30 protein-coding genes are annotated in these 26,460 nt (G+C 58.1%); 11 read left to right on the top strand and 19 right to left on the bottom strand.

The genetic code is table 11. The annotated features are described in order from the left end of the window. Nucleotides 1-30 precede the first annotated feature (30 nt). The 5 genes from AC2FIS_RS04150 to AC2FIS_RS04130 all read left to right on the top strand — a co-directional run bounded on the left by AC2FIS_RS04150 (nt 31) and on the right by AC2FIS_RS04130 (nt 5,026). Nucleotides 31-1,077 carry a methyltransferase domain-containing protein gene (locus tag AC2FIS_RS04150; RefSeq protein ID WP_496721670.1) on the top strand — a complete coding sequence of 349 codons (1,047 nt, stop codon included), beginning with the start codon at nt 31-33 and terminating at the stop codon, nt 1,075-1,077. Nucleotides 1,078-1,157: 80 nt separating this feature from the next. Beyond that, on the top strand, nt 1,158-2,243 hold the full coding sequence (locus tag AC2FIS_RS04145) for an ABC transporter ATP-binding protein (RefSeq protein WP_234416518.1): 1,086 nt from the start codon (nt 1,158-1,160) through the stop codon (nt 2,241-2,243). A gap of 120 nt (nt 2,244-2,363) precedes the next feature. Continuing rightward, a complete protein-coding gene (gene surE, locus AC2FIS_RS04140; RefSeq protein ID WP_109311890.1) occupies nt 2,364-3,146 on the top strand; it encodes a 5'/3'-nucleotidase SurE in 783 nt (260 codons plus the stop codon). Further along, nucleotides 3,143-3,793, top strand: coding sequence for a protein-L-isoaspartate(D-aspartate) O-methyltransferase (locus tag AC2FIS_RS04135; protein WP_058271826.1), 651 nt, complete (start codon nt 3,143-3,145; stop codon nt 3,791-3,793). Before surE ends, AC2FIS_RS04135 begins: the two co-directional genes overlap by 4 nt. A 63-nt stretch (nt 3,794-3,856) precedes the next feature. After that, the gene (locus AC2FIS_RS04130; RefSeq protein ID WP_282118277.1) at nt 3,857-5,026 is read left to right on the top strand and encodes a LysM peptidoglycan-binding domain-containing M23 family metallopeptidase; all 1,170 of its coding nucleotides are present in this window, start codon (nt 3,857-3,859) and stop codon (nt 5,024-5,026) included. Nucleotides 5,027-5,087: 61 nt separating this feature from the next. Here the strand turns inward: AC2FIS_RS04130 and AC2FIS_RS04125 are convergent, their stop codons facing one another. Both AC2FIS_RS04125 and AC2FIS_RS04120 read right to left on the bottom strand, forming a co-directional pair. Beyond that, nucleotides 5,088-5,759, bottom strand: a complete 672-nt coding sequence (locus AC2FIS_RS04125; protein ID WP_108858442.1) for a helix-turn-helix transcriptional regulator — start codon at nt 5,757-5,759, stop codon at nt 5,088-5,090. Between the two features lie 15 nt (nt 5,760-5,774). Continuing rightward, the gene (locus tag AC2FIS_RS04120; RefSeq protein ID WP_496772048.1) at nt 5,775-6,083 is read right to left on the bottom strand and encodes a hypothetical protein; all 309 of its coding nucleotides are present in this window, start codon (nt 6,081-6,083) and stop codon (nt 5,775-5,777) included. Between the two features lie 217 nt (nt 6,084-6,300). Here AC2FIS_RS04120 and AC2FIS_RS04115 point away from each other — a divergent pair, with 217 nt between their 5' ends. The 4 genes from AC2FIS_RS04115 to AC2FIS_RS04100 all read left to right on the top strand — a co-directional run bounded on the left by AC2FIS_RS04115 (nt 6,301) and on the right by AC2FIS_RS04100 (nt 8,812). After that, entirely contained in the window at nt 6,301-6,516 is a 216-nt protein-coding gene (locus AC2FIS_RS04115) for a twin-arginine translocase TatA/TatE family subunit (RefSeq protein ID WP_058271822.1), read from the top strand. Between the two features lie 6 nt (nt 6,517-6,522). Continuing rightward, nucleotides 6,523-6,981, top strand: a complete 459-nt coding sequence (tatB, locus tag AC2FIS_RS04110) for a Sec-independent protein translocase protein TatB (protein WP_058271821.1) — start codon at nt 6,523-6,525, stop codon at nt 6,979-6,981. Next, nucleotides 6,978-7,853 (top strand): twin-arginine translocase subunit TatC, encoded by an 876-nt coding sequence (tatC, locus tag AC2FIS_RS04105; protein WP_108858444.1) that lies wholly within the window; start codon nt 6,978-6,980, stop codon nt 7,851-7,853. Before tatB ends, tatC begins: the two co-directional genes overlap by 4 nt. 116 nt (nt 7,854-7,969) lie before the next feature. Then, nucleotides 7,970-8,812 carry an ATP-binding protein gene (locus AC2FIS_RS04100; protein WP_496772047.1) on the top strand — a complete coding sequence of 281 codons (843 nt, stop codon included), beginning with the start codon at nt 7,970-7,972 and terminating at the stop codon, nt 8,810-8,812. A gap of 59 nt (nt 8,813-8,871) precedes the next feature. Here AC2FIS_RS04100 and AC2FIS_RS04095 read toward each other — a convergent pair whose 3' ends face one another. The 3 genes from AC2FIS_RS04095 to purF all read right to left on the bottom strand — a co-directional run bounded on the left by AC2FIS_RS04095 (nt 8,872) and on the right by purF (nt 11,598). Then, nucleotides 8,872-9,516 carry an SDR family NAD(P)-dependent oxidoreductase gene (locus AC2FIS_RS04095; protein ID WP_496772046.1) on the bottom strand — a complete coding sequence of 215 codons (645 nt, stop codon included), beginning with the start codon at nt 9,514-9,516 and terminating at the stop codon, nt 8,872-8,874. 41 nt (nt 9,517-9,557) lie between these two features. Beyond that, the gene (locus AC2FIS_RS04090) at nt 9,558-9,806 is read right to left on the bottom strand and encodes a hypothetical protein (RefSeq protein WP_058271935.1); all 249 of its coding nucleotides are present in this window, start codon (nt 9,804-9,806) and stop codon (nt 9,558-9,560) included. Between the two features lie 268 nt (nt 9,807-10,074). Beyond that, nucleotides 10,075-11,598 (bottom strand): amidophosphoribosyltransferase, encoded by a 1,524-nt coding sequence (gene purF, locus AC2FIS_RS04085; protein WP_108858447.1) that lies wholly within the window; start codon nt 11,596-11,598, stop codon nt 10,075-10,077. A gap of 979 nt (nt 11,599-12,577) precedes the next feature. Here purF and AC2FIS_RS04080 point away from each other — a divergent pair. Continuing rightward, a complete protein-coding gene (locus tag AC2FIS_RS04080; RefSeq protein ID WP_496772045.1) occupies nt 12,578-12,913 on the top strand; it encodes a hypothetical protein in 336 nt (111 codons plus the stop codon). 204 nt (nt 12,914-13,117) lie between these two features. On the opposite strand, the gene AC2FIS_RS04075 is transcribed toward AC2FIS_RS04080, so the two are convergent. The 8 genes from AC2FIS_RS04075 to alr all read right to left on the bottom strand — a co-directional run bounded on the left by AC2FIS_RS04075 (nt 13,118) and on the right by alr (nt 19,627). Next, nucleotides 13,118-13,717, bottom strand: coding sequence for a CvpA family protein (locus AC2FIS_RS04075; RefSeq protein ID WP_058271814.1), 600 nt, complete (start codon nt 13,715-13,717; stop codon nt 13,118-13,120). 39 nt (nt 13,718-13,756) lie between these two features. Then, entirely contained in the window at nt 13,757-15,118 is a 1,362-nt protein-coding gene (gene radA, locus AC2FIS_RS04070; protein WP_496772044.1) for a DNA repair protein RadA, read from the bottom strand. A gap of 119 nt (nt 15,119-15,237) precedes the next feature. Next, a complete protein-coding gene (locus AC2FIS_RS04065) occupies nt 15,238-16,020 on the bottom strand; it encodes a DNA repair protein (protein WP_496772043.1) in 783 nt (260 codons plus the stop codon). A gap of 147 nt (nt 16,021-16,167) precedes the next feature. Next, on the bottom strand, nt 16,168-16,617 hold the full coding sequence (locus AC2FIS_RS04060; protein ID WP_496772042.1) for a paraquat-inducible protein A: 450 nt from the start codon (nt 16,615-16,617) through the stop codon (nt 16,168-16,170). A 4-nt stretch (nt 16,618-16,621) separates the two neighbouring features. Then, the gene (locus AC2FIS_RS04055) at nt 16,622-17,068 is read right to left on the bottom strand and encodes a hypothetical protein (protein WP_496772041.1); all 447 of its coding nucleotides are present in this window, start codon (nt 17,066-17,068) and stop codon (nt 16,622-16,624) included. A 2-nt stretch (nt 17,069-17,070) separates the two neighbouring features. Beyond that, entirely contained in the window at nt 17,071-17,817 is a 747-nt protein-coding gene (locus tag AC2FIS_RS04050) for an ABC transporter ATP-binding protein (RefSeq protein WP_496772040.1), read from the bottom strand. Next, nucleotides 17,814-18,596, bottom strand: coding sequence for an MlaE family ABC transporter permease (locus AC2FIS_RS04045; protein WP_472723887.1), 783 nt, complete (start codon nt 18,594-18,596; stop codon nt 17,814-17,816). The genes AC2FIS_RS04050 and AC2FIS_RS04045 overlap by 4 nt, the downstream gene beginning before the upstream one ends. Beyond that, complete coding sequence (gene alr, locus AC2FIS_RS04040; protein WP_496772039.1) at nt 18,593-19,627, bottom strand: alanine racemase; 1,035 nt, start codon at nt 19,625-19,627, stop codon at nt 18,593-18,595. The genes AC2FIS_RS04045 and alr overlap by 4 nt, the downstream gene beginning before the upstream one ends. Before the next feature lie 230 nt (nt 19,628-19,857). Between alr and AC2FIS_RS04035 the strand changes: the two genes are divergently transcribed. Beyond that, the gene (locus tag AC2FIS_RS04035) at nt 19,858-20,397 is read left to right on the top strand and encodes a GNAT family N-acetyltransferase (RefSeq protein WP_496772038.1); all 540 of its coding nucleotides are present in this window, start codon (nt 19,858-19,860) and stop codon (nt 20,395-20,397) included. Nucleotides 20,398-20,400: 3 nt separating this feature from the next. On the opposite strand, the gene AC2FIS_RS04030 is transcribed toward AC2FIS_RS04035, so the two are convergent. The 6 genes from AC2FIS_RS04030 to AC2FIS_RS04005 form a co-directional block, all read right to left on the bottom strand. Further along, entirely contained in the window at nt 20,401-21,891 is a 1,491-nt protein-coding gene (locus AC2FIS_RS04030) for a replicative DNA helicase (RefSeq protein WP_496772037.1), read from the bottom strand. A 223-nt stretch (nt 21,892-22,114) separates the two neighbouring features. Beyond that, nucleotides 22,115-22,795, bottom strand: a complete 681-nt coding sequence (locus AC2FIS_RS04025) for an orotate phosphoribosyltransferase (RefSeq protein WP_496721686.1) — start codon at nt 22,793-22,795, stop codon at nt 22,115-22,117. A gap of 143 nt (nt 22,796-22,938) precedes the next feature. Beyond that, complete coding sequence (locus tag AC2FIS_RS04020; RefSeq protein WP_496772036.1) at nt 22,939-24,120, bottom strand: ammonium transporter; 1,182 nt, start codon at nt 24,118-24,120, stop codon at nt 22,939-22,941. A 160-nt stretch (nt 24,121-24,280) separates the two neighbouring features. Further along, entirely contained in the window at nt 24,281-24,757 is a 477-nt protein-coding gene (locus AC2FIS_RS04015) for a CinA family protein (RefSeq protein ID WP_496772035.1), read from the bottom strand. Next, nucleotides 24,754-25,251: a phosphatidylglycerophosphatase A family protein gene (locus tag AC2FIS_RS04010; RefSeq protein ID WP_496772034.1), complete on the bottom strand. Its 498-nt coding sequence runs from the start codon at nt 25,249-25,251 to the stop codon at nt 24,754-24,756. Before AC2FIS_RS04010 ends, AC2FIS_RS04015 begins: the two co-directional genes overlap by 4 nt. Then, the gene (locus AC2FIS_RS04005; protein ID WP_496772033.1) at nt 25,248-26,378 is read right to left on the bottom strand and encodes a bifunctional 2-C-methyl-D-erythritol 4-phosphate cytidylyltransferase/2-C-methyl-D-erythritol 2,4-cyclodiphosphate synthase; all 1,131 of its coding nucleotides are present in this window, start codon (nt 26,376-26,378) and stop codon (nt 25,248-25,250) included. The genes AC2FIS_RS04010 and AC2FIS_RS04005 overlap by 4 nt, the downstream gene beginning before the upstream one ends. Nucleotides 26,379-26,460: the final 82 nt, after the last annotated feature.

Genomic DNA, 26,460 nt, shown 5'->3' with positions numbered 1-26,460 from the left:
ATGCTGCCATCAGACAGAAGGATAGCCGCGATGAAGCATGAGGCAGTGCAGAATTACTATGGCGAGGTCCTGCAGGGCAGCTCGGACTTACAGACAAACGCGTGTTGTACGCCCGATGATATGCCGGATCATGTCAAAAAGATCCTGTCGAAAATTCATGACGAAGTTCTGACGCGCTACTATGGCTGCGGTTTGATCGCTCCGCACGACCTTGAGGGGATGAGCATTCTGGATCTCGGCTGTGGTGCGGGACGTGATGTTTATGCCCTGTCTGCCATGGTAGGTGAAAAGGGACGGGTTGTCGGCGTGGACATGACGCCGGAGCAATTGGACGTAGCGCGCGCGCATCAGGATTATCACGCGCAAGCCTTTGGGCATTCTGACAGCAATGTGGAATTCCACCATGGCTATATCGAAAAGCTGGATGAGCTTGACCTGGAACCCGGTTCTTTTGACATTATCGTCTCGAACTGCGTGATCAATCTGGCCACTGATAAAGAGGCTGTTTTGCGTGGGGCGCATCGGTTGCTGAAAGACGGGGGCGAGATGTATTTCTCGGACGTCTACGCCGACCGCCGAGTGCCTAAAGAGATGGCCGAGGATGAGGTCTTGTACGGTGAATGCCTGTCCGGCGCGTTGTATTGGAACGATTTTCTGTCGATGTCGCGCAAAGCGGGCTTTGGCGATCCGCGCCGTGTCACGCATCGTCCGCTGACTATTGAAAACGCGGTGCTCGAAGAGCGTGTTGCGCCTCTTAAATTCCTGTCCGCCACCTACCGTCTGTTCAAGCTGCCCGAGTTGGAACCTGCGTGTGAGGATTATGGCCAGGCCGTGATCTACAAGGGCACCATCCCGAACGCCCCGCATCTGTTCGAACTGGATGATCACCACGCGATCGAGGCAGGCAAGGTCTTTCCTGTCTGCGGCAACACTTGGATGATGTTGAAAGACACCCGTTTTGCCCGGCATTTCGACTTCATTGGCGATTTCTCGACCCATTACGGGATATTCGAAGGCTGCGGTGGTGAAAGCCCGTTTGAAGCCACGGGCGAGGCCCCATCAGGCGGCTGTTGCTGATCTCTTGCACCTGAGGGGCGGGGTTGTTATCCCCGCCTAAGCCCGATGGAATTGATCGGGAAAGGCAACGGGGCCCATCGGTGACAGAAAACGCTACTCCTCCTCGGTTGGAAATCCGAAATCTGATCGCCCGGTATGAGGGGCGGGTCGTTGTGGATGACGTCTCGCTGACGGTGCGGGCGGGGCAGGTGACCTGTCTGTTGGGGCCTTCGGGCTGCGGCAAGTCGACAACCCTGCGCATGATCGCCGGGGTCGAGATGCAGGAATCCGGTGAAATCTATGTCGATGGCAAGTTGATCTGTGACACGGTGTTTCGTGTGCCGCCCGAACGGCGTGAAATAGGGCTGATGTTTCAGGACTTTGCCCTGTTTCCGCATCTCAGCGTTGCCGACAATGTGGCCTTTGGCCTGAAGGGGCATAAGGACGAAAAACGCGCCCGCGTCGAAGCGCTGCTGCGCAAAGTCGACCTGATGCGTTTCGTCGACGACTACCCGCATCATCTGTCAGGTGGCGAGCAGCAACGTGTGGCACTGGCCCGCGCATTGGCCCCACGTCCGCGGATCATGTTGATGGATGAGCCTTTCTCGGGCCTCGACAACCGGTTGCGGGACGGCATTCGGGATGAAACGCTTGCGATCCTCAAGGAAGAGGACGCCGCTGTTGTTCTAGTCACGCATGAGCCGGAAGAAGCGATGCGCATGGCGGATGAAATCGCCCTGATGCGACGCGGTAAAGTCGTGCAACAAGGCGCGCCCTACAACGTCTTTACCCGCCCGGCGGACAAGGCGGCGGTGGCGTTTTTTAGTGATATCAATGTTTTACCATCCAAAGTGAATGGAGCCTTGGCGGAAACGCCATTCGGGCAATTTCTGGCACCCGGCGTTCCGGACAATACAGATGTCGAGATCGTATTCCGCCCGCAGCACGTGCGGCTGGACTTTGACCGTAACGGCAAGGGGCCGCTGCCGACACCGACCGACGGCGTTGCCGCGCGGGGCGTGGTTGAGCGGGCGCGGTTTTTGGGCAACGAAAGCCTTGTTGAATTTCGGATGGACCATGACGGCTCGATCCTGAGGGCGACGGTGCCCAATGTCTTTGTTCCCAGTCCGGGACGGGTCATGTGGCTGACCATCCGCCGTGACAGGTGTTTCGTTTTCCCGGTTTAGGCTGGAAAGTCACAGTTTAGCGCCAAGTGGTGCGCGAAAGCATCAGATTGGACGCGCGCTTTGCTTGCCGCGACGCGGGGGCGGGTCTATCAAGGGCAAAACGCCGGGTGGATGGGGCTTATGCGTATACTTCTGACCAATGATGACGGGATCAATGCCCCGGGGCTGATCGCACTTGAGGCGATTGCCGCCGATCTGGCAGGCCCGGATGGTGAAGTCTGGGTCGTCGCGCCTGCATTCGAACAATCGGGTGTCGGCCACTGCATCAGCTATACCCACCCGATGATGGTCGCCAAGCTGGGCGAACGCCGCTATGCCGCCGAAGGCTCACCCGCTGACTGTGTGTTGGCCGGGCTGCACGACGTCATGAAAGACACGCCGCCCGATCTGGTGTTGTCCGGTGTGAACCGCGGCAACAACTCGGCCGAGAACACGCTGTATTCCGGCACGGTGGGTGGGGCGATGGAAGCCGCCCTGCAGGGTATTCCTGCAATTGCCTTGTCGCAGTATTTCGGGCCGCGCAACCTGGGTCTGGATGATCCTTTTGAGGCTGCAACGCGTTACGGGGCCGACCTTGTGCGGCGAATACTGAAAGCAACGCCTGAAGAGCAGGGCGATTACCGCCTGTTTTACAACGTGAATTTCCCACCCGTGCCGGCGGATGAGGTTCTGGGGACGCGCATCGCGCCGCAGGGTTTTCGCCGGGATACCAATTTCTCGGTTGAACCGCACAGCTCGCCCTCGGGTCGGCGGTTCCTGTGGATCAAGGGCGGCTATCAGCACAATCCGACAGCACCCGGAACCGATGCGGCGGTAAATCTTGGGGGCTACATCTCGGTCACACCGATGCGTGCGGACCTGACGGCCCATGACGTTCTGGAACAACTGAAGTCGATCGAATGAGCGGACTTGATCCAGAAACAACCATGCAGTTCCTCTTTGCCCTGCGGTCGCGCGGAGTAACGGATGCGCGCGTTCTCGCTGCGATGGAACAGGTCGATCGGGGCCGTTTCGTCAAGGGTCTGTTCGCCGAGCGCGCTTATGAGGATACGCCGTTGCCGATTGCCTGCGGTCAGACGATCAGCCAGCCTTCGGTAGTGGGGTTGATGACGCAGGCGCTGGATGTGCGCCCTCGTGACACGGTGCTGGAGGTTGGTACAGGCTCGGGCTATCAGGCCGCGGTTCTGTCCAAGCTGGCGCGCCGGGTCTATACGGTCGAACGTCATAAACGTCTGGTGCGCGAAACCGGCGAGCTGTTTCGAGAATTGGGAATGACCAATGTGACGGCGATGCTGTCGGATGGGTCGTTCGGTTTGTCGGAACAAGCCCCGTTTGATCGTATCATTGTGACGGCCGCTGCCGAGGACCCGCCCGGGCCGCTCTTGGCGCAGCTCAAAATCGGCGGTATCATGGTTTTGCCGGTGGGACAGTCGGATGCGGTTCAGACCCTGATCCGGGTCAGACGCACTGAGACCGGCCTGGACTATGATGAATTGTTGCCCGTTCGGTTCGTGCCCCTGCTAGAAGGGCTTGGCAAAGACGGAGCGTAAAGAAATATTTCGCGATAAGCGCTGGAACCCCGGACAACAGGGGCAGGCGGTGAGGACAGTAAAATGAGAGCAGTTTCCAAATCAGCAGTCGCAGCAGGTGTTGCGTCCTTGGCGTTCCTCGCGGGATGCGAGGGCCCCATAGATTATGACCTGCGAGGCAACGTCGGCGGGTTTTCTACGGCCGATGCGGCGCAGGCGGCCACCGCGAACCGGCCTGCTCCGGATGCGCGTGGCGTGATCACCTATCCCAATTATCAAGTGGCCGTTGCGCGCCGGGGCGACACGGTTGGCGATGTCGCCGCCCGGGTTGGATTACCGGCAGCGGAAGTCGCGCGTTTTAACGGATTGCAAGCTGCAGACCAGCTGCGTGATGGCGAGGTGGTCGCCTTGCCCCGTACCGTCAGCGCGGCCAGCTCTGTCGATATCGCGACAATTGCAGGCACTGCGATTGACGCAGCTCCGGCGGATGGGTCGGTGCGCACATCGACGCTGGAACCGGCACAACCAACCGCCGCGCCTGCTCCGGCCTCTGCGCCGGCGGGACCCGAACCCATTCGCCACAAGGTCAAGCGCGGCGAAACCGCGTATACGATCGCGCGCCTGTATAACGTGCCGGTAGATGCCTTGGCCGAGTGGAACGGGCTGGGGTCTGACTTTACCGTGCGCGAAGGACAGTTTCTGCTGATTCCCATCAAGAACCAGCCTGCGCCCCGTCAGGAGGCGGCCGCCGTGACAACAGTCCCTGCGACTACGATCACCCAACCTGGGCAGGGATCGCCGACACCGACGCCGCCCAGCGCGACGCAACCTCTGCCGGATGAAGTCATCAAGCCCGCCGAGCCCGCACCTGACGTGACCGCCGAAGCGCCGACTACGCAAAGCAATTCTGCGCTTGGACTGCCTGTCACAGGAACGATCATCCGCACCTATAAAAAGGGCTCGAACGAAGGCATCGACATTGCGGCCTCGCCGGGTAGCCCGGTTAACGCTGCCGCTGCGGGCACCGTCGCCGCAATCACGGCCGACGCAGATCAGGTGCCGATCATTGTGGTAAAGCACAACAGCGATCTGTTGACCGTCTACGCGAATGTCGAGAACATCACTGTGAAAAAGGGTGCTCGCGTCAAGCGCGGCCAAAAGATCGCCTCCTTGCGCGGCGGCGACAATGCCTACGTCCATTTCGAGGTGCGTAAAGGGTTCGAATCTGTCGATCCGGAACCCTATCTGCGGTGAGGGTTATGGCCCTGAGCGGGCCGTACCTCCTGCCAGAGTATTTGAGAAAAGATGAAGCCCGTCACGCGTGCGGATCATAATCGCTTAGGCTCTTGCCGGGCTCGTCTGCGAAGACCTCGGGCAGGGGCAAGATTGTTTCGATCAGGTCTATGCGAAAAACACGGAACCCCTGACGTAACTCGCACCATGCCGTCAGGGTCCAGACGCGCCCCCAGTATTCCATGTGCAGCGGGCGTATGACCCGATCAGTCAGAACGCCGTCGATCCGACGGTAAGACAGACGGAGTTTCTGGCGGGATTTGATGGCGGCGCGGATCGGGGCCATATGCGCCAGCCCACGCGCCGCATCGGCAAAGGGATAGACTGCAAATTTCCAACTGTCAGCCTCGGCCACGACCTGCGTGGGCAACACGGCGTCGATCTTGTCGGCCAGCGACGTGGCTGCGGCCTTGAGGTCGGGGTCTGCGGCTTCGGCTACGATGGCCATACCGAGGTTCAACGCCTCAAGCTCGGCAGGGGTCAGATTCAGCGGGGGCAGGGTGATCTGCTCACGCACCATGTAGCCCACACCGCGTTCGCCCTCGACCGGGACGCCCGAGGCAACCAGCGTATCCATGTCGCGATAGATGGTGCGAACCGACACCTCAAGCCGGTCCGCGATGTCCTGCGCACGGTGAAGTTTACCGTCGCGCAGGATCTGGATGATATCGAACAGCCGGTCAGAGCGGCGCATGGGATGTCCTGTGTGTCATGACGCTCCGATGGTCCAATAGATTGCATCATGGCGCATAGTCACCGTGTCCGGCGCGATTGCAGCCATCACCGCGGGGGCAAAATCCTGCTTGGGGAAGGCAACGGCGGCGGATTGAGCGCAATCCATGTCTGTCCAGATGACGGTGTCGGTCCAAAGCCCATCATCCCCTGCGCTGAGGCGCCGAAAGACAAAGCCGTCCGCGTTCCGAACAAAGGATTCGGTGCCTTTCATGATGTTCACGAAATCCTCCTTTGTTACATCGGCTGCGAGTTTGAAGGTTACGGTTTCTGCGATTTGTGTCACGTCATGCTCCTGTTTTGATGAGACAGGGCCTTTCTACGTGCTCTCAACTGACATAAACCTGTCAGTTGAGAATTGCGAGTCCTCAAAAATCGCGTGATCCGTTCATTTTTGGGCACAGAACCGGGCCGACACGCTTTTGCGCTGGACCGCCCGCGCGTAAACACGGTGCCAGATCACATTCCCGGCGCGCGTGCGCCGACTTCAAAGGAGAAGAGACATGCTTAACAATATCGGACTTCCCGGTCTTCTGCTGATTGCCGTTGTGGTGCTGGTGCTGTTTGGCCGCGGCAAAATCAGCTCACTCATGGGCGAAGTGGGCAAAGGCATCACCTCGTTCAAGAAGGGCGTCAAAGAAGGTGCGGACGAGCTGGAGCAGGACGCGTCCGAAGTGGCCAAAGACGTCACGCCCGAGACAGACAAAGACAAGGTCTAAGCGCAGATGTTTGATCTGGGCTGGACCGAGCTTCTGGTCATCGGCGTTGTTGCCCTGATCGTTGTGGGGCCAAAGGATCTGCCGGTATTGTTCCGCAATGTCGGCCGCTGGGTTGGCAAGGCCCGTGGCATGGCGCGCGAGTTCAGCAGCGCCATGAACGAGGCAGCGGATCAGGCGGGAGTGAACGAGATCAAGAAGGGTCTGAATGCGGCTACCAATCCTGTGAACACCGCCATGGACGGCGTCAAAGAAGCCGCACAGGAAATGGCCAAGAGCATGGACCCGACCAAGTTCGACCCCGACAGCGAAACCGGCAAGCTGGCTGCTGAACGTGCCGAGCAGGCCAAGAAGATCCAGGCCTCGACCGCGCGTGCCGCTGCCGAGCGTAAGGCCAAAGAAGCTGCGGATGCGCTAGCCAAGGCTGAAGAGGCCGAAGCCGCGCTGAATACTGAAAGCAAGACATGAGCAATACCGACGAGATCGAAGACAGCTCGGCCCCATTGATCGAGCATCTGGCAGAACTGCGCACGCGGTTGATTCACTGCGTCGTGGCGTTCCTGATCGGGATGATAATCTGTTTCACGGTCGCTACGCCGCTGTTTAACTTCCTGACGAATCCCTTGTGTCAGGTACTTGCTGATCGCGGACAGGATTGTGGGCTGATCTTCATCTCACCGCAGGAAGGTTTCTTCGTCGCCATCAAGGTCTCGCTGCTGGGCGGCTTCATACTGGCGTTCCCCTATATCGGGATGCAGATGTGGCGGTTCGTGGCACCAGGCCTGTACCGGACAGAAAAGAATGCGTTCCTGCCGTTCATGCTGGCGTCGCCGTTCATGTTCCTGCTCGGGGCAAGCTTTGCGTTTTACGTGGTCACGCCACTAGCTTACGACTTTTTCCTGGGTTTCCAGCAGTTCGGAGCGGAAGGCGAGGCAGTGGTTGACGGCACCGCCACAGCGCCGCTGAGCGTGGTCTTCCAGGGCTCGGCACAGGAATACCTGAACCTGACGATCAAATTCATCGTGGCTTTTGGGCTGTGTTTCCAGCTGCCGGTTCTATTGACCCTGATGGGCAAAGCCGGGTTGGTAACTGCCGAAGGTCTGGGGGGCGTGCGCAAATACGCTGTGGTCGCCATTCTGGTTCTGGCCGCGCTGGTGACACCGCCTGACGTGATCACGCAAGTCATCCTGTTCGTGGTTGTCTATGGGCTGTACGAGATTTCGATCTTCCTGGTCGCACGCGTTGAGAAAAAGCGCGAGGAGCAACTGCGCGCCGATGGATACTATGACGACGAAGAAGAAGCGGATGAAGAGATCATTCAGGAAGAAGAAGGCAAGTAATCCTGGTGATCGGTAACAATCAGGCGCGCCCGTCGGGGCGCGCCTTTTTTGTGCGCGGCTCTTGTTGCGCCCGGCGGAACATGGTTTGAAACCAGCAAAACCGACCGGAGGCGCCTATGAACGACCAAGCCCTGAACCGTATCGCTGACGCCTTGGAACGAATGGCACCGGCCCCATTGGCCGCGCCCGACTTCGAAGCTGCCCCGGCTTTTGTCTGGCAAGTCGAGCCGGACCGGCTTGAGCCGGTCAAACAGGTCAACAGTGTCGATCTGGACCTGCTGGTAGGCATTAATCGCTCACGTGATACGCTGCTGGACAACACGCGCCGCTTTGCGGCCGGGTACAAGGCCAACAACGCACTGTTGTGGGGCGCACGGGGCATGGGTAAATCCAGCCTCGTCAAAGCCGTCCACGGTACGTTGCAGGCGGATTTTCCGGACCTCAAACTGGTCGAACTCCAGCGTGAAGACATGGGTTCGGTCGCGCGCCTTCTCAACCATCTGCGCGCAGCCCCACACCGGTTCATCCTGTTCTGCGATGACCTGTCGTTCAGCCACGATGATCAGCATTACAAATCACTCAAGGCGGTGCTGGACGGAGGCATCGAGGGCCGCCCCGAAAACGTTGTTTTCTACGCGACGTCGAACCGCCGTCACCTGATGCCGCGGGACATGATCGAAAACGAACGCTCCAGCGCAATCAATCCGTCAGAGGCGGTCGAGGAAAAAGTCTCGCTCTCTGACCGGTTCGGCCTGTGGCTGGGCTTCCACCCCTGCGATCAGGATGAATATCTTGCGATGATCGATCGGTATTGCGCGGCTCATGGTGTGTCCGTCGACGCCGATATCCTGCGCGCCGAGGCCATCGAATGGCAAGCCACCCGGGGCGGACGTTCGGGTCGCGTGGCGTGGCAGTTCTTTGTCGATCTGGCTGGGCGCAACGGCGTACATATCGCGTAGACCGCCCGCTACATCTGGCCAAAGTATCCCCACCGGAGGCATGGCCTAAAGGGCTATTCCTACAATAGCGTCAGAATTCGGGCCGCCTCATCCGCAGGGCTGGTCAACACATCGCGGTCTTCGCCGGGATGGAACCGGGCGCGCACAGCCGTGGGCATTGGCGCGGGTTCCACGATCGACACGCGCGGACCCGTGCGTTCGGTCTCCACCGCCCAACTGCGGGCAAGCGCCAATTGCGCGGCCTTAGTTGCTCCATAGATGCCATAGAACTTCTCACCTGCTTTGGGGTCGTCAAAAAACACCGCATGGCCGCTGTCGCCCAACAGGGGCGCAATATACGGGATCAGAACCGACGTGGCTGTGGCGTTGATGTTGACCGCCTTCGTCCATTCCTTGGGGTCCACGAAATGCGCAGGCGTCAGGGCCGAGGTGTGGACGGCGGTGTGCATCCACAGATCTACTTTGCCCCATCGGTCATGAATGCCCCGGCACAGGGTCGCCATGGCGTTCGGATCCGCGATGTCCATCGGCGCAAGCGTGGCGGCACCACCCTTGGCTTTGATCCGGTCGTCCAGCTCTTCCAACCCACCAGTAGTGCGGGCGACTGCGACGATGTGATACTCGGGTGCCAAAGCTTCGGCCAGGGCAGCACCCAATCCGCGCGAGGCCCCGGTGATGAGGGCAATTTTGGTCTGATCGGTCATAAGGGCGGTTTGAACCCATGCGCGCAGGGCGTCAAGACAGATTAACTTCCGGGGATTACGATCCGCTTGGTCTGGCCGCTTTGTCGCAGCATGACGCCTTCGTCATCAATGGCAATCACAGTGCCCGAGGACACCCGGCTGCCGGGCTTGACCTCTTTGACCCGGCCTGACGACAGGCGCACCAACGCACGCATGTCAGCTTTTGGACCAAAGACGCCCAGCACAGAGACTGAATTCTTCTTTAGCGCGCCCGTCTGTGTGGCCGCGTTTTTGACGTTGGCGTTTGACATGATTTTCGGCCTGGCCACGTTGGCCTGACCCCTTGTTTTATGAGTGGTTCGGCAAATGCGCTATCAAACGAAGGACAGGAACTAAAGAGGCGGGGATTGCGCGATAGCGCGGCTGAATAGCTGCGTCGCCGAAGTTCCTGCAATTGCGGTTTCTTCATCGAAAAGTTGTGCGCGAAAACCAACCGATCAGGCGTGGCCCATACGTGAAAAGGCCCGCATCGCAATTGCGAAACGGGCCATCACTGCAATCTGATTCGCGTGCTTATTCTTAGCCGGACGCCAGTTTGGCCGCATTCCAGGACCCGCCGGGCACCTGCATGTCCTGTTTTTTCTTACTGACCCGGCTGCTGTTTTCGAGGCTGTCCAAATAGTCTTCGCTGACGCTTCCGGTGATGTAGTTACCGTCAAAGCACGAGCAATCGAAGGATTCGATATCCGGGTTACCTTCTTTGGCGGACCAAATCAGGTCATCGAGATCCTGATAGAACAGGGCGTCTGCGCCCAACTCCTGCCGGATATCCTCAATGTTCTTACCGTTTGCGATCAGCTCATGCTTGGTGGGCATATCGATGCCGTAAACGTTGGGAAATTTCACCGGTGGCGAGGCGCTGGCGATGAACACCTTCTTGGCCCCGGCTTCGCGGCACATCTGAACGATTTTTTTGATCGTGTTTCCGCGTACGATGGAATCGTCGATCAGCAATACGTTGTGACCTTTGAACTCCAACGGAACGGCGTTCAGCTTGCGGCGCACGGATTTCTGCCGCTCTTCCTGACCGGGCATGATGAATGTGCGGCCTACATAGCGGTTCTTGACCAGACCTTCACGGTAAGGAATGCCAGTGGCCTTCGCGACCTCCAGCGCAACAGGGCGCGCGCTGTCCGGCACAGGGATGATGCGGTCGATCTCAAGGCCCGCAGCCTCAATCTGGCGCGCCAGCGTCTGGCCCATACGCATCTGGGTTTTGTAGACCGAAACACCATCCAACAGCGAATCCGGACGGGCCAGGTAGACGTATTCAAAGATACAGGGGGTAAGCTGACCTTCAACCGCCTGGAACGTGTGCATGTTACCGTCGAGGTCAATCAGGATGGCCTCACCCGGTTTCACATCGCGCAGCTTTTCAAATCCGTTGATACCGAAGGCGACATCCTCCGACGCAAAGGCATAATCGTCGCCGTCCCCATCCACATCGCGCTTGGCAACCGACAGGGGGCGAATGCCGTAGGGATCGCGGAACGCCAGCATACCAACGCCGGCCACCAGACAGATCACTGAATAGGCACCCTGAACGCGTTCCATCGTCATCTTCACACCGGCAAAGATATTGCGGATCGGTTCGGCGTTGCCATTGACTTTGATCGCGTCGGCCACTTTGTCCGCCAGAACATTCAGCATAATCTCGGAATCCGACGTGGTGCGCAGGTGGCGGCTGTATTTGGCGGTAACTTTCTCGCGCTGCTCGGCGGTGTTGGTGATATTGCCGTTATGGACCAGATAGATGCCATAGGGCGCGTTGACGAAGAACGGCTGCGCCTCAGCTGCGCTGAGCGATCCGGCCGTAGGGTAGCGCACATGTCCCATACCGACCTGTCCCAGCAGGGTCTCGGCGTCACTGGCGTTAAAGACGTCTTTGACCAACCCGTTGGCTTTCTTCTCACGGAAGAATTCGCCGGTATAGGTCACGATCCCCGAGGCATCCTGACCCCGGTGCTGCAACATCAGCAGTCCGTCATAGATTTCCGCGAAGACATCATGTGTCCTGCTTGCGATCCCTAAAATGCCACACATATACGGGCTCCAATTTCCATGACGTGTTTATGTTGATTAGGTGTGCGGGTCGGACCGCCTGGACAACGGTATCTGTACGCGTTGTCGCCCGGTCGGTTGGCGGCGCACACACGCCAGCGTCGTAAGGGCAAGCGCGTAAGAAAACAGATACAGCAAGATCGGCAGCTCCGATTCCATGTCAGTTCGCCACTCACATAATGCCTAAGCGCGCCTGTGTCATCAAAGGATCACATTCGCGATTTGACGCATGCGGATTTTGCCAAAAACAACATGAAAAGGTGGCAGGGGCCGCAGGCTTGTGCTGTCATGGTCGACATAGTGAGTTTTCGACAATGATAAAGGTTCGATCGGATACCCGCCATGTGGCAGCACAAACAAGGAAACAAGAAAGAAGAACCGGTAAAGCGCCGGTGTCACCGATGCAGGGGCATGGGGCGGGCACCCTGTCAGATCTGCAATGGATCGGGTGAGGTTATCAAAAGCCGCGACATCCACGGAAAGCCGATTTTCAATCGCTGCGACGGCTGTTTCGGTTTGAAGACGATCAGATGCACGGTTTGTGCAGGCGAAGGGTTCGTTTGAGTCCGAAGACTTTCTAAGCAAAAAAACCGACTGTAGCTGCGAACCAGTACCCCTTTCTTGTTGAAACAAGATCTCGAAAACTCTTGAGCTAATTGTTTTTGTACAGGGCTCTGACAAGCGGATATCCGGTGACTTTGGTCAAGCGTCCGGAACGGGACCGGATTAGACGTGAGATCCTTCCACAGTGCGCCATCAGCGTCAGTTTTTGGGGTTTTGATGGCATTATGATACAATCCTAGCGTTGAGACTTTCTGGTAGCTCAACGGGGAAAGTAGTCATTATAATCTCGGATTTGTCGAAAAGGATGTGTTTCATGTCTTACGGACTTTGTAATTTTCAACTCAAAAGTGTGCGTTCAATTCTGGGCATAGCAGTCATTGCAGCAGGCTTTGGAGCCATGACGTCGACAACAGCGTTTGCGCAGGTGTTCATGACTCAGGAAGAGCTTCTTGCCACAATACCTGGCGGCCAGTTGTCTGGCGTCTCTAACAATGACGGAAAGACGCCGTGGGTTCAGGCATACAGCAAGGCAACAAGCAAGAAGAACGGCAAACTCAACGGGCTTTGGGATGGTAAGGACAAATACACGGGGGACTGGTTCGTCAAAGACGATCAGTGGTGTGAGAAAGGGAATTGGGGGCAAAAGTGCTGGAGCGTCGAACGCATCGGCGCAAACGAGTTTCGGATCTACGAAAACGGACAACCGAAAAAGAACACTTGGAAACTCAAGTAGAAGTGCGCTTTTGGGAGGGTTTTAATCGGGATGTGTGGGTTTTTTGAAGATCCATCAAGACACCCAAGAAGTTCTTAATGACAATCGTTCAGCGAAAGATCTTCCAGACAATTACAAAAGCACGGGTACAAACGAATACGAGCCGCCGGCAAAGCGGCGGCTCGTTTCAACAATTGCAGCATGGGTGGGACCCGTGCCAGGCATTTATTCCGTAGTCGTGGGGGCCGTCAGATCCTCGGCCGGTGCGGAACCTTCCGCGCAGCTGGCGACCAGTTCTTCATATTGGCGGGTAACCCAACCAAGAGCCGCCTCGGGGTTCTGTTCTTCGATCTTGTCGCTGAACTGCTCGAACACCTTGGCCGAGCGGCTTTCGTCGACGATCGTGTAGGATTGGCCGGTCATGACCGTGTCGTAGACAAAGAACGCGATGGCAACCAACAGGATGCCGCGGGCGATGCCGAAGAAGAAACCAAGTGCCTGATCCAGACCACCCAGCGCAGATCGCTGGACGATCGACGAAAACAAGGGCGTAAAGATGCTGACAATAATAAGTGCGACTGCGAACACCGCAGCAAAGCCCGTAATGACGGACAATTCGCAGCTGTCGCGCAGGAAATCCCCGACAACCGGGATCTCTTTGACCAGTGGCACCGCTTGTGGTGCAAAAATAAAGGCCAGCACTGCGGCTGCGACCCAGCCTGCGATGGCCAGAACCTCACGTAAGAAGCCGCGCGAATAGGCAAGAATGCCTGAAACGACGACGATCAGGGCAACGACCCCGTCAATTATTGTAAAACCTTCCATGGCCCTCGCCTGTTTTTTTCTGCCCCTCAGGGGGCGACTTTAACCTGCTCCGAAGGTTTCGCCAACAAACCCAACCAAATCAGAGGGTCGGGTGAGTGTCAGACCTGCCACAGTACCGGTTTTGCCGCCCGCCGGAGCGATTGCCGATGTGAAACCAAGTTTTTGGGCTTCTTTCAACCTGTTTTCGGTCTGCGGGGCCGGTCTAAGTGCCCCAGATAACGAGATTTCTCCGAAAACAACGGTATCTGCGGGCAGGGCTGTGTCTTCTCGGGCACTCAGCAGGGCTGCCGCAACGGCCAGATCTGCGGCGGGTTCGCCGATTTTCAATCCGCCTGCGACGTTGAGGTAGACATCGAGACCCGCAAAAGGGATGCCGCAGCGTGCTTCGAGAACGGCGAGGATCATCGCCAACCTGCCACTGTCCCAACCGACAACGGTCCGGCGTGGTTGTGAATGTGGGGACGGGGCCACAAGCGCTTGTAATTCAACCAAAACGGGGCGTGTGCCTTCGATCCCGGCAAATACGGCTGACCCAGGGCTGGGTGTGCCACGCTCGGACAGAAACAAGGCCGAAGGGTTTGTGACCTGTGCCAGCCCTTTGCCCGTCATCTCGAACACGCCAATCTCATCCGCAGGGCCGAAGCGGTTCTTGACCGCCCGCAGGATGCGGAACTGATGGCCGCGCTCGCCTTCGAAGTATAGGACTGTGTCGACCATATGTTCGACCACGCGGGGACCTGCGATTTGGCCTTCTTTGGTGACGTGGCCAACCATGATGATTGAAACACCGTGTCGTTTCGCAAACGTGGTCAATTCATGCGCCGCGGCCCGGACTTGTGACACCGAGCCCGGTGCGCTGTCCACATTGTCGGCCCACATGGTCTGAATCGAGTCGATGATGGCCAGACCGGGTTTCTCTGCCTCAAGCGTCGTCAGAATGTTCCGCAGGTTGGTTTCGGCGGCCAGTTGGACCGGTGCGTCCTCTAGCCCCAGCCGGCGCGCGCGCATGCGCACCTGAGCGCTGGCTTCTTCGCCAGACACGTAAATCGTCTTGACGCCAGCACGTGCAAACCGCGCGGCGGCCTGCAACAGCAACGTCGACTTGCCGATACCTGGATCGCCACCAACAAGCAGGGCCGAGGCCGGGACCAGACCGCCACCCAAAACGCGGTCCAGTTCTTCTACGCCGCACAATGTGCGCGGCGGCGGTGTTTCCTCGGTCGACAGGTCCGTGAGTGTCATGGACTGGCCACGTTTGCCGCCAAGGGATTTCTTTGCAGGGCCAGCCGAAAGAGGCACGTCTTGCGTGATTGTGTTCCATTCACCGCAGCCGTCGCACCGCCCGGACCACCGGGAATGCGTTGCGCCACAGGCCGAGCAGGAGAAAGTTGTCTTTGCCATTCGGCCTTGGTGCCCGAGCGCGGGCAGTTCTTCAAGCCCTAGCAGGGCTTTCATCTCTGCCGGTGGCGCGCCGCGTCCTCAGGCCTATGGGCCATCGTCCCCGGCGGGCGCTGTCGCGCCTATTCCGCGGCGCGGGGCGGCGACATTGCTACGACGCTCGATTTCTTGGGATCGCGGTCGTCGACGGGCGATTGCAGCTGTGCCGACAATTCGGGCAGCAGTTCAAACAGTTCGTCCCGCAAACGTGCCAGCTGCGATTTGGCAATGGATTCTTCCATCTCGATATCGTGGGTCCATTGGCGCAGCTCATGCTGGATGACCTGCGCTTCTTCGATCCGTTTCTGGAACGTTTCGATCTCTTCCTGACGTTGCTGCAGGAACGTGCGGGCACGGCTGACGCGGGCATCGCCATAGGTTTCTGCCAGCTCTTGGCTGACATGGCTCATTTGTGCCGCCAGCTCCAGGATTTCGGGTTCGAGCGATTGCAGGTCGGGGTGGTGGCGCAGGAAGGCCATCCTTTCCTTGACCGCATCGAACTCGGAGGACAGCAGAAACGTTTCGCCGCGATCCGCTGAATGGGCCAGATGGTAGGCCTGAGCCACGTCGTGCATGTTTAGCGAGAACTTACGATGTGACGTTTCAAGCGCCATCATCCGGGCATTAGCGGGCAGATAGAACGCCAGCATGAGAATCAGCACGGTCAGGCCGATCTGGATGTACATGCCCGCGTCCATGGCCGGATCGTTGCCGAAACCGGCCTGCATGGACAGCCAGGGCAGAACCCCCAAAGCGGATAAAAGACAGGCACTGACCAGGAACAATGCCGCAGTGCAAATGAGGAAAAAAGTCAGTCGTAAAAAGGCATTCTGAAATTGCAATGTAATGTTGTGGAGGGCAGTCATCTTAGACGAACTCCTTTTGAAACCGGAACACACCGGCCCAAAGCGGGGAACACCTAAAACACACAGAATGATCCGCTCAGGACCGAAACTACAAAAATTTTCTGCTCGAAATATAAAGATGATACTCAGATAAGCGTTTTCAATCAATTACGTCTGAGGATTTCGTGATCCGCGTGTCATTTCGGTAATGTGACCCAATGCGATCGAGGCCAGAATGCACGCCGTAAACAGATAAAGACCCCACGCGGTCTCAACGGTGGCGTAAGAGATTCCCTTGGCCAGCGAGATGTAAAGCGCGATGAGGAAAATGTCGGCCATGGCCAGTTTCCCGAGGATGTTGAGCGCGGGTTGGACGCGCGGGTCCAGCATGTCCCATTGGATCAGGGCGGTGCCGATTGTTTTGATATACGGCGCAAACAAGGCGAAGATGGTGACGATCAGCGCGAGGAAGATGTCTGATTTCCACAGCGACTGCAGGCCGGTGATGACGCTGATCTCGCTGAGGCCGAAGATCGGCAGAAACCCTGCGCGCATCAGCGGGGCGAACCACGCGATGGGGTAGAGGATCAGGAGTGAGAGGGTGGCGAGGCGTAGCATGAATCTATATTTGGGTAATCAAAATAAACAATCCAACCAGAAAGCTTGCAAAGTCGATTTTCCATGCTTTTCCAGCCCATTTTCGCAAAAACAGTCTGCGGCAGTTAAGCCCTAAAAAGATGCACGTAATTCCCAGAGTGATATTCAGTGCAGGGATTTGTGCATTTTCTGCCCAGCGCAATCCAAAGTAGGCCACCGCGATTAGAACAACTACCGCTATCCAAGTCAGAGCGGTTGCTTTGGCATTGCTCTCGTCTTCGACTAACAGTCCGAAACTCCAGCCGAGCTGTTTTCTTTGAATAAGGGTCTGAGACTCGTCGTATTTGCTGTTCGAAAACTGTGACTTCGCGAAGGCGGGAAAAACGCCGGATGTAGAGATCACAATACCCGCCAAATACGCAAGGCCCAAAAGCCTTATGAAATCTGATAGTTCTATCAGGCTGACGTTCATCTTTATCTTACCGCCTCAATCGGCCCTTCCGCACTCCCACTGATGAACTGCTCGACATAAGGATCACCCGAGGTATCCATCTGGCTGACCGGGCCGGTCCACTGGATGACGCCTCCGTGCAGCATGGCCACGTTGTCGGCAATCGCACGGACCGAGCTCATGTCGTGGGTGATGGTCATCGCGGTGGCGCCCATCTCGGTCACGATTTCGCGGATCAGGTCGTTGATGACGCCAGACATGATCGGGTCGAGGCCGGTGGTGGGTTCATCGAAGAAAATGATTTCGGGCTCGGCCGCGATGGCGCGGGCAAGGCCCACGCGTTTCTGCATGCCGCCTGACAGTTCGGACGGAAAGCGGTCGGCCACGTCGGATTTTAGGCCCACGCGGCGCAGTTTTTCGATGGCGATCTCACGCGCGTATTCGGCGGGGCGCTTCAACGGACCGCGCAGTAGGCGGAAGGAAACGTTTTGCCAGACGGGCAGGGAATCGAACAAAGCCGCGCCCTGAAACAGCATTCCGAAGCGGGCCAGAAACTTATCACGATCGCCCTTGGCCGCGTCTTTGCCGTTCACGTAGATCATGCCGCTGTCGGGTTTGATCAGGCCCAGAATGCACTTCAGCGCCACGGACTTGCCGGTGCCCGAACCACCGATGATGACCATCGAGGTGCCTTTGGGGATCTCAAGGCTCATGCTCTGCAGAACCTGATTGTCGCCAAAGGCTTTTGATACGTTCTCCATCCTGATCATACCGAGAAGAACACCCCTGTGAGAATGAAGTTGGCGGCCAGGATCATGATCGCGGCGGATTCGACCGAGGACTTGGTCGCTCGGCCAACGCCTTGCGCACCCCGACCCGAGTTCATGCCGTAGTAACAGCCCATGATGGCTGCGATCAAACCAAAGGCCGCGCCTTTGACCAGCGATGACACGATGTCTTTGGTTTCAAGGAAATTGACCGTGTTTTGCAGGTACGTCGCCGCGTTGAAACCCAGATTTTGGGTCGCGACCACATAACCGCCTGCAATGCCGATGATATCTCCGATACCGACCAGCAGGGGCACCGTAATCAAGGCGGCCAGAACACGCGGCGCCGTCAGGTATTTCATCGGGTGGGTAGACAGGGTGACCAGCGCGTCGATCTGCTCGGTCACTTTCATGGTCGCGATTTCGGCCGCGATGGACGAGGTCACGCGCGCGGCGATCATAAGGCCAACCAGCACCGGCCCGAGTTCACGCACCATGCCGATGGCGACGATCTGGGGTACCACGGCCTCGGCGTTGAAACGCGCGCCGCCCGCATAGATTTGCAAGGCCAGCGCACCACCAGTGAAGATTGCGGTCAGGCCAACAACCGGCAGCGACAGCCAGCCGACATTCATCAGGGCAACGGCAAACTCGCGCGGATAATAGGGAGGCCGAAAGATGTGTGAGATCGCGTCCAGCGCGAATATTCCCACCTTGCCAAAATTGGCAAGCATGGACAGGACAGCACGTCCCAACCCACCCAGCACGGCCAAAGGGTTCATTCGACGTATCCCCGGGAAAAACGCGCGCCCAGCGACGTCAGGATTTCATATCCGATGGTGCCGGCGGCTTCGGCCAGGTCGTCGACTGTTTGATGTCCGTTCAGAATGCGCAGGCGTTCGGGATCTTCGGGCAGATCGGTGACGTCTACCGTGATCAGATCCATCGAGATGCGTCCGACAACAGGGCAAGGCTGGCTGCCGGAAAACGCGTCGATCCCACCGCCGATGGCGCGGTGCAAACCGTCTGCGTAACCAGCGGCAACGGTCGCAATGCGAGAGGGGCGGCGCGCGATCCAGCTGTTGCCGTATCCGACCGATTCACCGACCTCGACCGGGCGAACTTGGATCACCGGCAGGTCAACCGTCACCACCGGTTTCGCTTCGGCAAAAGGCATGCCGCCGTACAGGCCGACGCCGGGGCGGCAGAAATCAAAGTGGAATTCGGGTCCAAGAAACGTACCGCCTGTGGCCGCCAGCGACCTTGGTGATGCAGTGCCATCAGTCATCTCGCGGAAGGTCTTTAGTTGCTGGCGATTCATTGGATGATCGGGTTCGTCCGAACAGGCCAGGTGCGACATCATTACGACGGGGTTCAGTGCCTCGGCCTTTGGGCGCAGTTCAGCCCAGTCAGCAGGTTCCAGACCCAGGCGGTTCATGCCGCTGTCCAGCTGAATACCAAAGGGATGATCCGGAAGCGCCTGTTGATGGCGCATGAATTGCTCGGGCGCATTGATCAGCGGCGTCAGATCATGATCGCGCAGCAGATCGGTGTCACCTTCCATATGACCCGAGAATACAGCGATCATCGGTCCGGGGCCGATGGCCTTACGCACGGCAACCCCTTCTTCGGCAACTGCAACAAAGAATTTGCGAACGCCTTCCTCTGCCAGGGTCGCGGACACAGGCTCGGCCCCCAGGCCGTAGGCGTCAGCTTTGACCACGGCGCCGGTTTCGACATCCGTTTTTGCATCGAGCGCGCGCCAGTTGCTGGCCAGCGCCTGAAGATTAATCGTCAAACGTGCGGTACTCATGGAACCGTTCATGACATTGGATCACGGCAGGTCAAGGGGGTAGGCGGCGATTAATGCAAACTTGTCCGCGTTCATGGGCAACTATTGGCCAACGGTGCAAGGCATTGGCGTAAAAACATGTTCGGCTCGCCTCTGCATCGCCATTGTATCCGTCCTATGTTCAACCGAGTGCATCGGCGTGTAATCGTTGAACCAGAAACAGACCCACGGACGATTGGAGAGAGTTCACCATGGAATTCACGACAGGGAAAGATGAATGGGAGGCCGCGCTGCCCGGCTTGTTCAGGAGGGTGTTCACGGCTTCGGAAAGCGATGAAGAAGGGACCGCGATCGGCGCGTTGGTTTCGGACCTGTTGGCCACAACGCCTGACGGCGATTTGAGTGCAGCCATTGCCCATGATGGCCCCCAAGTGCTGGGTTGCATCCTGTTTTCGCGGCTGCGCTTTGACCAAGATCCGCGACAGGTGTTCCTGATGTCGCCGGTTGCCGTGCGTACGGATCGCCAGAAAGCGGGGATAGGGCAGCGACTGATCGCGTTTGGGTTGGACGAGCTGCGCCGTGACAAAGTGGATTTTGTGGTGACTTACGGCGATCCGAACTACTATGGCAAAACCGGTTTTTTTCCGATTTCAGAAAAAGTCGCCCAAGCTCCTCTGCCGTTAAGCCATCCGCACGGGTGGTTGGGGCAATCGTTGACAGGGGCTGAGATGGCGCCGTTCAAGGGGCCATCCCACTGTGTCAGTGCATTCAATAAACCCGAGCTGTGGTGAGGGTTAATAGCCCTCAATCTGCCCGTCCTGTTGCCAGGGTTTGACCAGATTTCCAAAACGGGTGAACTGCGCCTCGAACGAGAGGTCAACCGTTCCGATGGGACCGTGGCGCTGCTTGCCGACAATGACTTCGGCCTTGCCGTGCAGACGTTCCATGGCCTGCTTCCACTCTTCCATCTTTTCAAGTTCGTGATCGCCGGGCTTTTCGCGTTCTTTGTAATATTCCTCGCGGAACACGAACATCACCACGTCGGCGTCCTGTTCGATCGAGCCTGATTCCCGCAGGTCGGACAATTGCGGTCGCTTGTCGTCGCGGTTTTCTACCTGACGCGAAAGCTGGGACAGGGCGATCACCGGAATTTGCAATTCCTTGGCGATGGCTTTCATGCCCATCGAAATCTCGGCAATTTCGTTGACGCGGTTTTCGGCCATGCCCCGGCACAGCTGCAGGTAGTCGATAACGAGCAGGTCCAAACCATGTGTCCGCTTCAAACGGCGTGCCCGGGCCGCCAACTGCGAGATCGGCAGGGCAGGCGTGTCGTCAATGAAAAGCGGGCAGGCTTCCAGTTCTTTGGCCGCGTCGACAAAGCGGCGGAACTCGGACTCGGTCATGTCACCCTGGCGGATCTTATGGGATGAAATTTCGGAGGCTTCGGCCAGAACTCGGCCTGCCAGCTGTTCGGCACTCATTTCCAATGAGAAAAAGCCAACAACGCCGCCGTCAATCGCGCCCTCGGAGCCGTCTGGTTTCAGCCCACGTTTGTACGCCTTGGCGACATTGAATGCCACGTTGGTCGCCAGAGAGGTTTTTCCCATCGACGGACGACCGGCAAGAATGATCAAGTCAGACGGGTGCAGCCCGCCAAGCTGCTTGTCCAAGTCGGCCAGACCGGTGGAAATCCCCGCCATGCCACCACCGCGCTGGTACGCTTCGTTGGTGACGTTGACAGCTTCTGTGACCGCCTTGAGGAAGGATTGAAATCCCTGTTCGGTCTGGCCCTGCTCGGATAACTGATAAAGCTGTTGCTCGGCTTCGACGATTTGTTCTTTTGGTTCGCTGCTGATGTCGACCCGCGCCGCCTTGTCCGAGATATCGCGGCCCAGGCGGATCAGCTCGCGCCGGATTGCCAGATCATAAATCATCTGGGCATAGTCATGCACCGCAAAGGCACTGATCGATGCACCCGCCAGTTTGACCAGATAGGCCGGGCCACCCAGTTCCTGCAGGCCCTCATCCTCGGCCATGAAGGATTTCAACGTCACGGGCGAGGCCAGCGCATTCTTGGCGATCCGGGTCGAGGCGACCTCATAAATCCGAGAGTGAACCGGGTCATAGAAATGCTCGGCCCCGATGATCGAGGCGACCCGATCGTAAAGATCGTTATTGGTCAGGATCGCACCCAGAAGCTGCTGTTCGGCCTCAATGGAATGCGGCATGGTTTCGGCGTTCTGAATCCGAGCTGCTGCCTGCTCGATACTGCTGATCTCGTTCATTTTGTCCCCGCTGCCCTGCGGCTTTCTACACGCTATCTCGGCGTGTCGGCTATCTGGAAATACCTGTGGCTAACTATGGATAAAGCCTTGGGATAACTTTCCTGACAGTTTGGATACCTGTGTATGCGTAGCTTATTATGTAGGAATTGGGGAAAAAGTCACCAGATATCGTGGCCGGTCGACCGATTCTTCCGGGCTTATCCCCAATCTGTCCACAAGAGGTTTACGTGGATTTATTTGCTTCTTGCCAGCCACGCGGGTCTTTCAGGAAGGCTTCGACACCCTCAAGTGTTTCCTGATCAAAAGCTTTCTGCGCTTTGGCCTCGGCCAGAACATCCCACCATGTGCACAGGTGATGCAGTTGGATGCCATGGTCGCCTAACGTTTTTTCGGTCTCGGGGAAGATGCCATAGTAGAAGATGACCGCCGTGTGCCCGCAAGTGGCACCTGTTTCGCGGATCGCGTCCACGAAGGACAGCTTGGACCCGCCATCGGTGGTCAGATCCTCGACCAGCAGCACGCGCTCTCCCTCGCTCATCGCGCCTTCGATACGGGCGTTGCGGCCATAACCCTTTGGCTTTTTGCGCACATAGGTCATCGGCAGCGCCATACGCTCAGCCACCATTGCCGCGAATGGAATGCCCGCGGTCTCGCCGCCGGCGATATTGTCGAACGCCTCGAAACCCGCGTCGCGCATCACGGTGACGGTCAGGAAATCCATCAGGGTCGACCGGATTCGCGGGTAAGAGATCAGCTTGCGACAGTCGATGTAAGTCGGGCTGGGCAAGCCGCTGGCCAGTGTGAAAGGCTCGCGCGAATTGAAATGGACGGCTTTGATCTCCAGCAACATCCGCGCGGTCAGGCGGGCGATTTCGGTGCTATCGGGGAAGGAACTGGGGATCATGGTGTAACCTCGGGACAAAATGACGTTGCGGGCTGATAGCCTGTCCCCCGTCCCAGAGTCGAGAGGGGTGTGCGCAAAAGAAAAGCGGACCTCACGAAGAGGCCCGCTTTGGCCCTTACGGGCACAAGGCAGCCAAGGTGGGCTTAGCTGCTCATGTCATAGGCACGCTCGCCGTGTACCGAAAGATCGAGCCCGTTTGTCTCAGTTTCTGCATCTACGCGAAGCGGGGTGATCAGCGCAACCACCTTGATCAACACAAATGTGACAACTGCCGTAAAGACACCTACGATGACCAGCCCGCCCAACTGCGCGGTCCAGGTGCCAATGCCGAATACAGCGATCATGATGGTGCCAAAGATGCCGCCTATGCCGTGCACCGCGAACACATCCAGAGTGTCGTCGATGTTCAGCGTGTTACGGATGATATTTACGGCCTCCTGACACAGCACGCCTGCTACGGCACCGATGATCAACGCCTGAACCGGATCGACATAGCCTGAGGCCGGAGTGATCGAGGCCAGACCCGCAATCGTACCTGTAACCAGGCCCACCATCGAAGCTTTGCCGTATTTGATGCGTTCATACAGCGCCCATGTCAGCGATGCGGTTGCAGCCGAGATATGCGTAACTGTTATTGCCATTGCGGCACCGCCATCTGCCGCCAATTGTGAACCGCCGTTGAAGCCAAACCAGCCAACCCAAAGCATCGCGGCACCGATCATGACATAGCCCGGATTGTGCGGCGGGGTCGTACGGTTGCGGCGCGGGCCAAGGACCACGGCGATGATCAGCGCGGCCAGACCTGCGGTTTCGTGCACCACGATGCCACCGGCAAAGTCACGCACGCCGATCTCGCCCAGAATGCCGCCATCGGTCAGAATACCGCCGCCCCAAATCCAGTGAACGACGGGTGCGTAGCACAGCAGCATCCACAAGCCTGAGAAGATCATGACAAACCCGTAACCCACACGCTCGACATATGCGCCGATGATCAGGGCGGGGGTGATGATTGCAAAGGTCATCTGGAAGGCAAAGAACAGAACCTCGGGCAGGGTTCCCGACAGGCTATCGACATCAACTCCGTTCAGGAAGGCTTTGCCCAGACCGCCCCACAGACCCGATCCGCCGTCACCAAATGCGATCGAATATCCGGCGACCAGCCACAGGATGCTCATCAAACAAGCGATGCTGAAGCAGTGCATGAAAACACTCAGCACGTTGCGGGCGCGCACGAGGCCGCCATAGAACAGGGCGAGGCCCGGCAATGTCATGAATAGGACCAGTGCAGTTGCAACTATGATCCAGGCGGTATCGGCTCCGTTCATCAGCCGGTCTCCTCTGTGGCGTCTTCAGCTTGCGTGGCTGGCGTTGAAGCGGAGAGAGGGCGGGGAAAAAAGAGGCGGAGGCCGTTTTTGACGCCTGTTTTAAGGGCCTTTTGTGAACCGGTGATTAAATGAGCGCCAAAATGAGTGGGGTGCTAGATTATTAAGCAATTAACGAAAGGCCGCGTGACAGCAGGTCCAAGGCATGATCACGGGCGGCCAGCCGGACCTTGTCGCGCCCCAACGCGCCAAATTCCACGGCTTGGGTTGTCGTCGATTGCCCGTCCACCGCCAATCCAAAGCACACGCGGCCTTCGGGTTTGAATTCGGATCCGCCAGGGCCTGCGATGCCGGTGATGGACACTGCAAGTTGCGCTTTTGAATTTCTCAACGCGCCATCGGCCATCTGCTGTGCCACTTCTTCGGACACCGCGCCATATGCGTCCAGCGTTTCGGCCTGTACGCCCAGCATCTGCTGCTTGGCGTCATTGGTGTAGGTGACAAACCCGCGATCCACCACGGCCGAGCTGCCCGGGATATCCGTCAGCGCAGCAGCGACCATGCCGCCGGTGCAGCTTTCAGCTGTCGCGATCATCACGCCTTGCGCCTTGGCGCGATCAAGCAAGGCGGCGACACTCATAGGCCCAGAACACCGTGTGAGATGCCGGCAAGAACCAGAACGCCGATCCCGGCAAAGACGCCGGCGATCACATCGTCCAGCATCACGCCCATCGCGTCACCTTTGCGGTCTGCCCAGCCCACCGGGCCGAGTTTCGTGATGTCGAACAGGCGAAACAGCAGGAAACCAGCGATCCATCCGGGCCAAAGGGCTGTGATATCAATTCCATGCGCCCAAGATGGGTAGGAAATGGCCCAAAGCGCGATGAACTGCCCGGCAACTTCGTCGATGACGATTTCGGACGGGTCGTGATCTTCCTGCCCAGCGGTCATCACTCTGGTTGCCCACAGGCCGCCGACAAAAACGGCCACAGTGGCGATGACCAACAAGGGAAAACCGCCCAGCGTATGCAGAACCCAGGCCAGGGGCAGGGCTGCCAGAGATCCCCATGTTCCGGGTGCAGGGCGTAGATATCCGACGCCGCAAACGGTCCCGATCAGGCGCGCGGCGTTCATGACTTCACCAGGCAAGCTGTCGCCAATGAGGCGATGCCTTCGCTTCGCCCGGTAAAACCAAGGCGTTCGGACGTGGTCGCCTTGACCGAGATCTGATCGACGCGCAGCCCCATAATGCGCGCCATTTCTTCACGCATCGCGGGTGCGTGCGGACCGATCTTTGGGTATTCGCAGACCAGCGTGCAATCGACATTGGAGATGCTGTAACCCATCTGGACCGACAACTCGACCGCGTGCCGCAGGAAGATCTCGCTTGCTGCGCCCTTCCATTGGGGGTCCGAGGGAGGAAAGTGCTGGCCAATATCGCCCTGCGCCAGCGCGCCATAGATTGCATCAGTAACCGCATGCATGCCAACATCCGCATCAGAATGGCCCTGTAGTCCCCGGTCATGCGGAATTTTGACGCCGCACAGGATCACGTGATCTCCGTCACCAAAGCGATGCACGTCATAGCCGTTGCCCAGTCTTACATCCATGTCCGTCCCCAATATGCGTTCCGCCCGGGCAAAATCCTCGGGCCTGGTGATTTTGATGTTATCGGCATCGCCTGGCACGATCACCACGTTCAGACCTGAGGCGCGGGCGACCTCCACATCGTCTGCCGCGCCGCCAGAATGGGCCGCGTGCGCCGCGACAATCGCGTCATAGCGAAAACCCTGTGGGGTCTGCGCCGCAAAAAGACCCGTCCGGTCCTGCGTTCCGGTCACAACGGCTTCGTCACCGGTCCAAAGCGCATCTGTAACAGCCAGACCGGGTGCCGCAGCCTCATGCTTGGTCAGGGCGGTCAGGACGTCCTTAATGGTCTGGCTGCTCACGCAAGGGCGGGCGATGTCGTGAATCAGGACATGTTCGACCCCCAGGCCATCCAATACATCAAGCCCGTTCCGTACCGAACCGGCGCGATCGCTGCCACCTTTTGCCAGCAGCAGATCAGTGCCTAAAAACTCGTCCCAAGCGGTCTGATCATCCTCGGAAAGCACCAGAACAATATGATCGACCTGATCGCGAAAGCGGTCGATGGTCCAATCCGCAACTCTGCGTCCGACCAATGGTCGCCATTGCTTGGGATTGCCGCCTCCGGCGCGCAACCCGCGTCCTGCGGCGACGATGATGGCGGCGGTGGTCATTGGGCGAATTCTCCGATGATTTGAGCGCAGTGTTTAAGCTGCGGTGAATGTAGAGGCAATCACCCGCGTCAAGTTGCTTAAA

This window comes from Ruegeria sp. CDSB113 (genome assembly GCF_059611045.1).
Note: the sequence above shows the minus strand (reverse complement) of the source record. Positions and strands in the feature narration are given on the sequence as shown.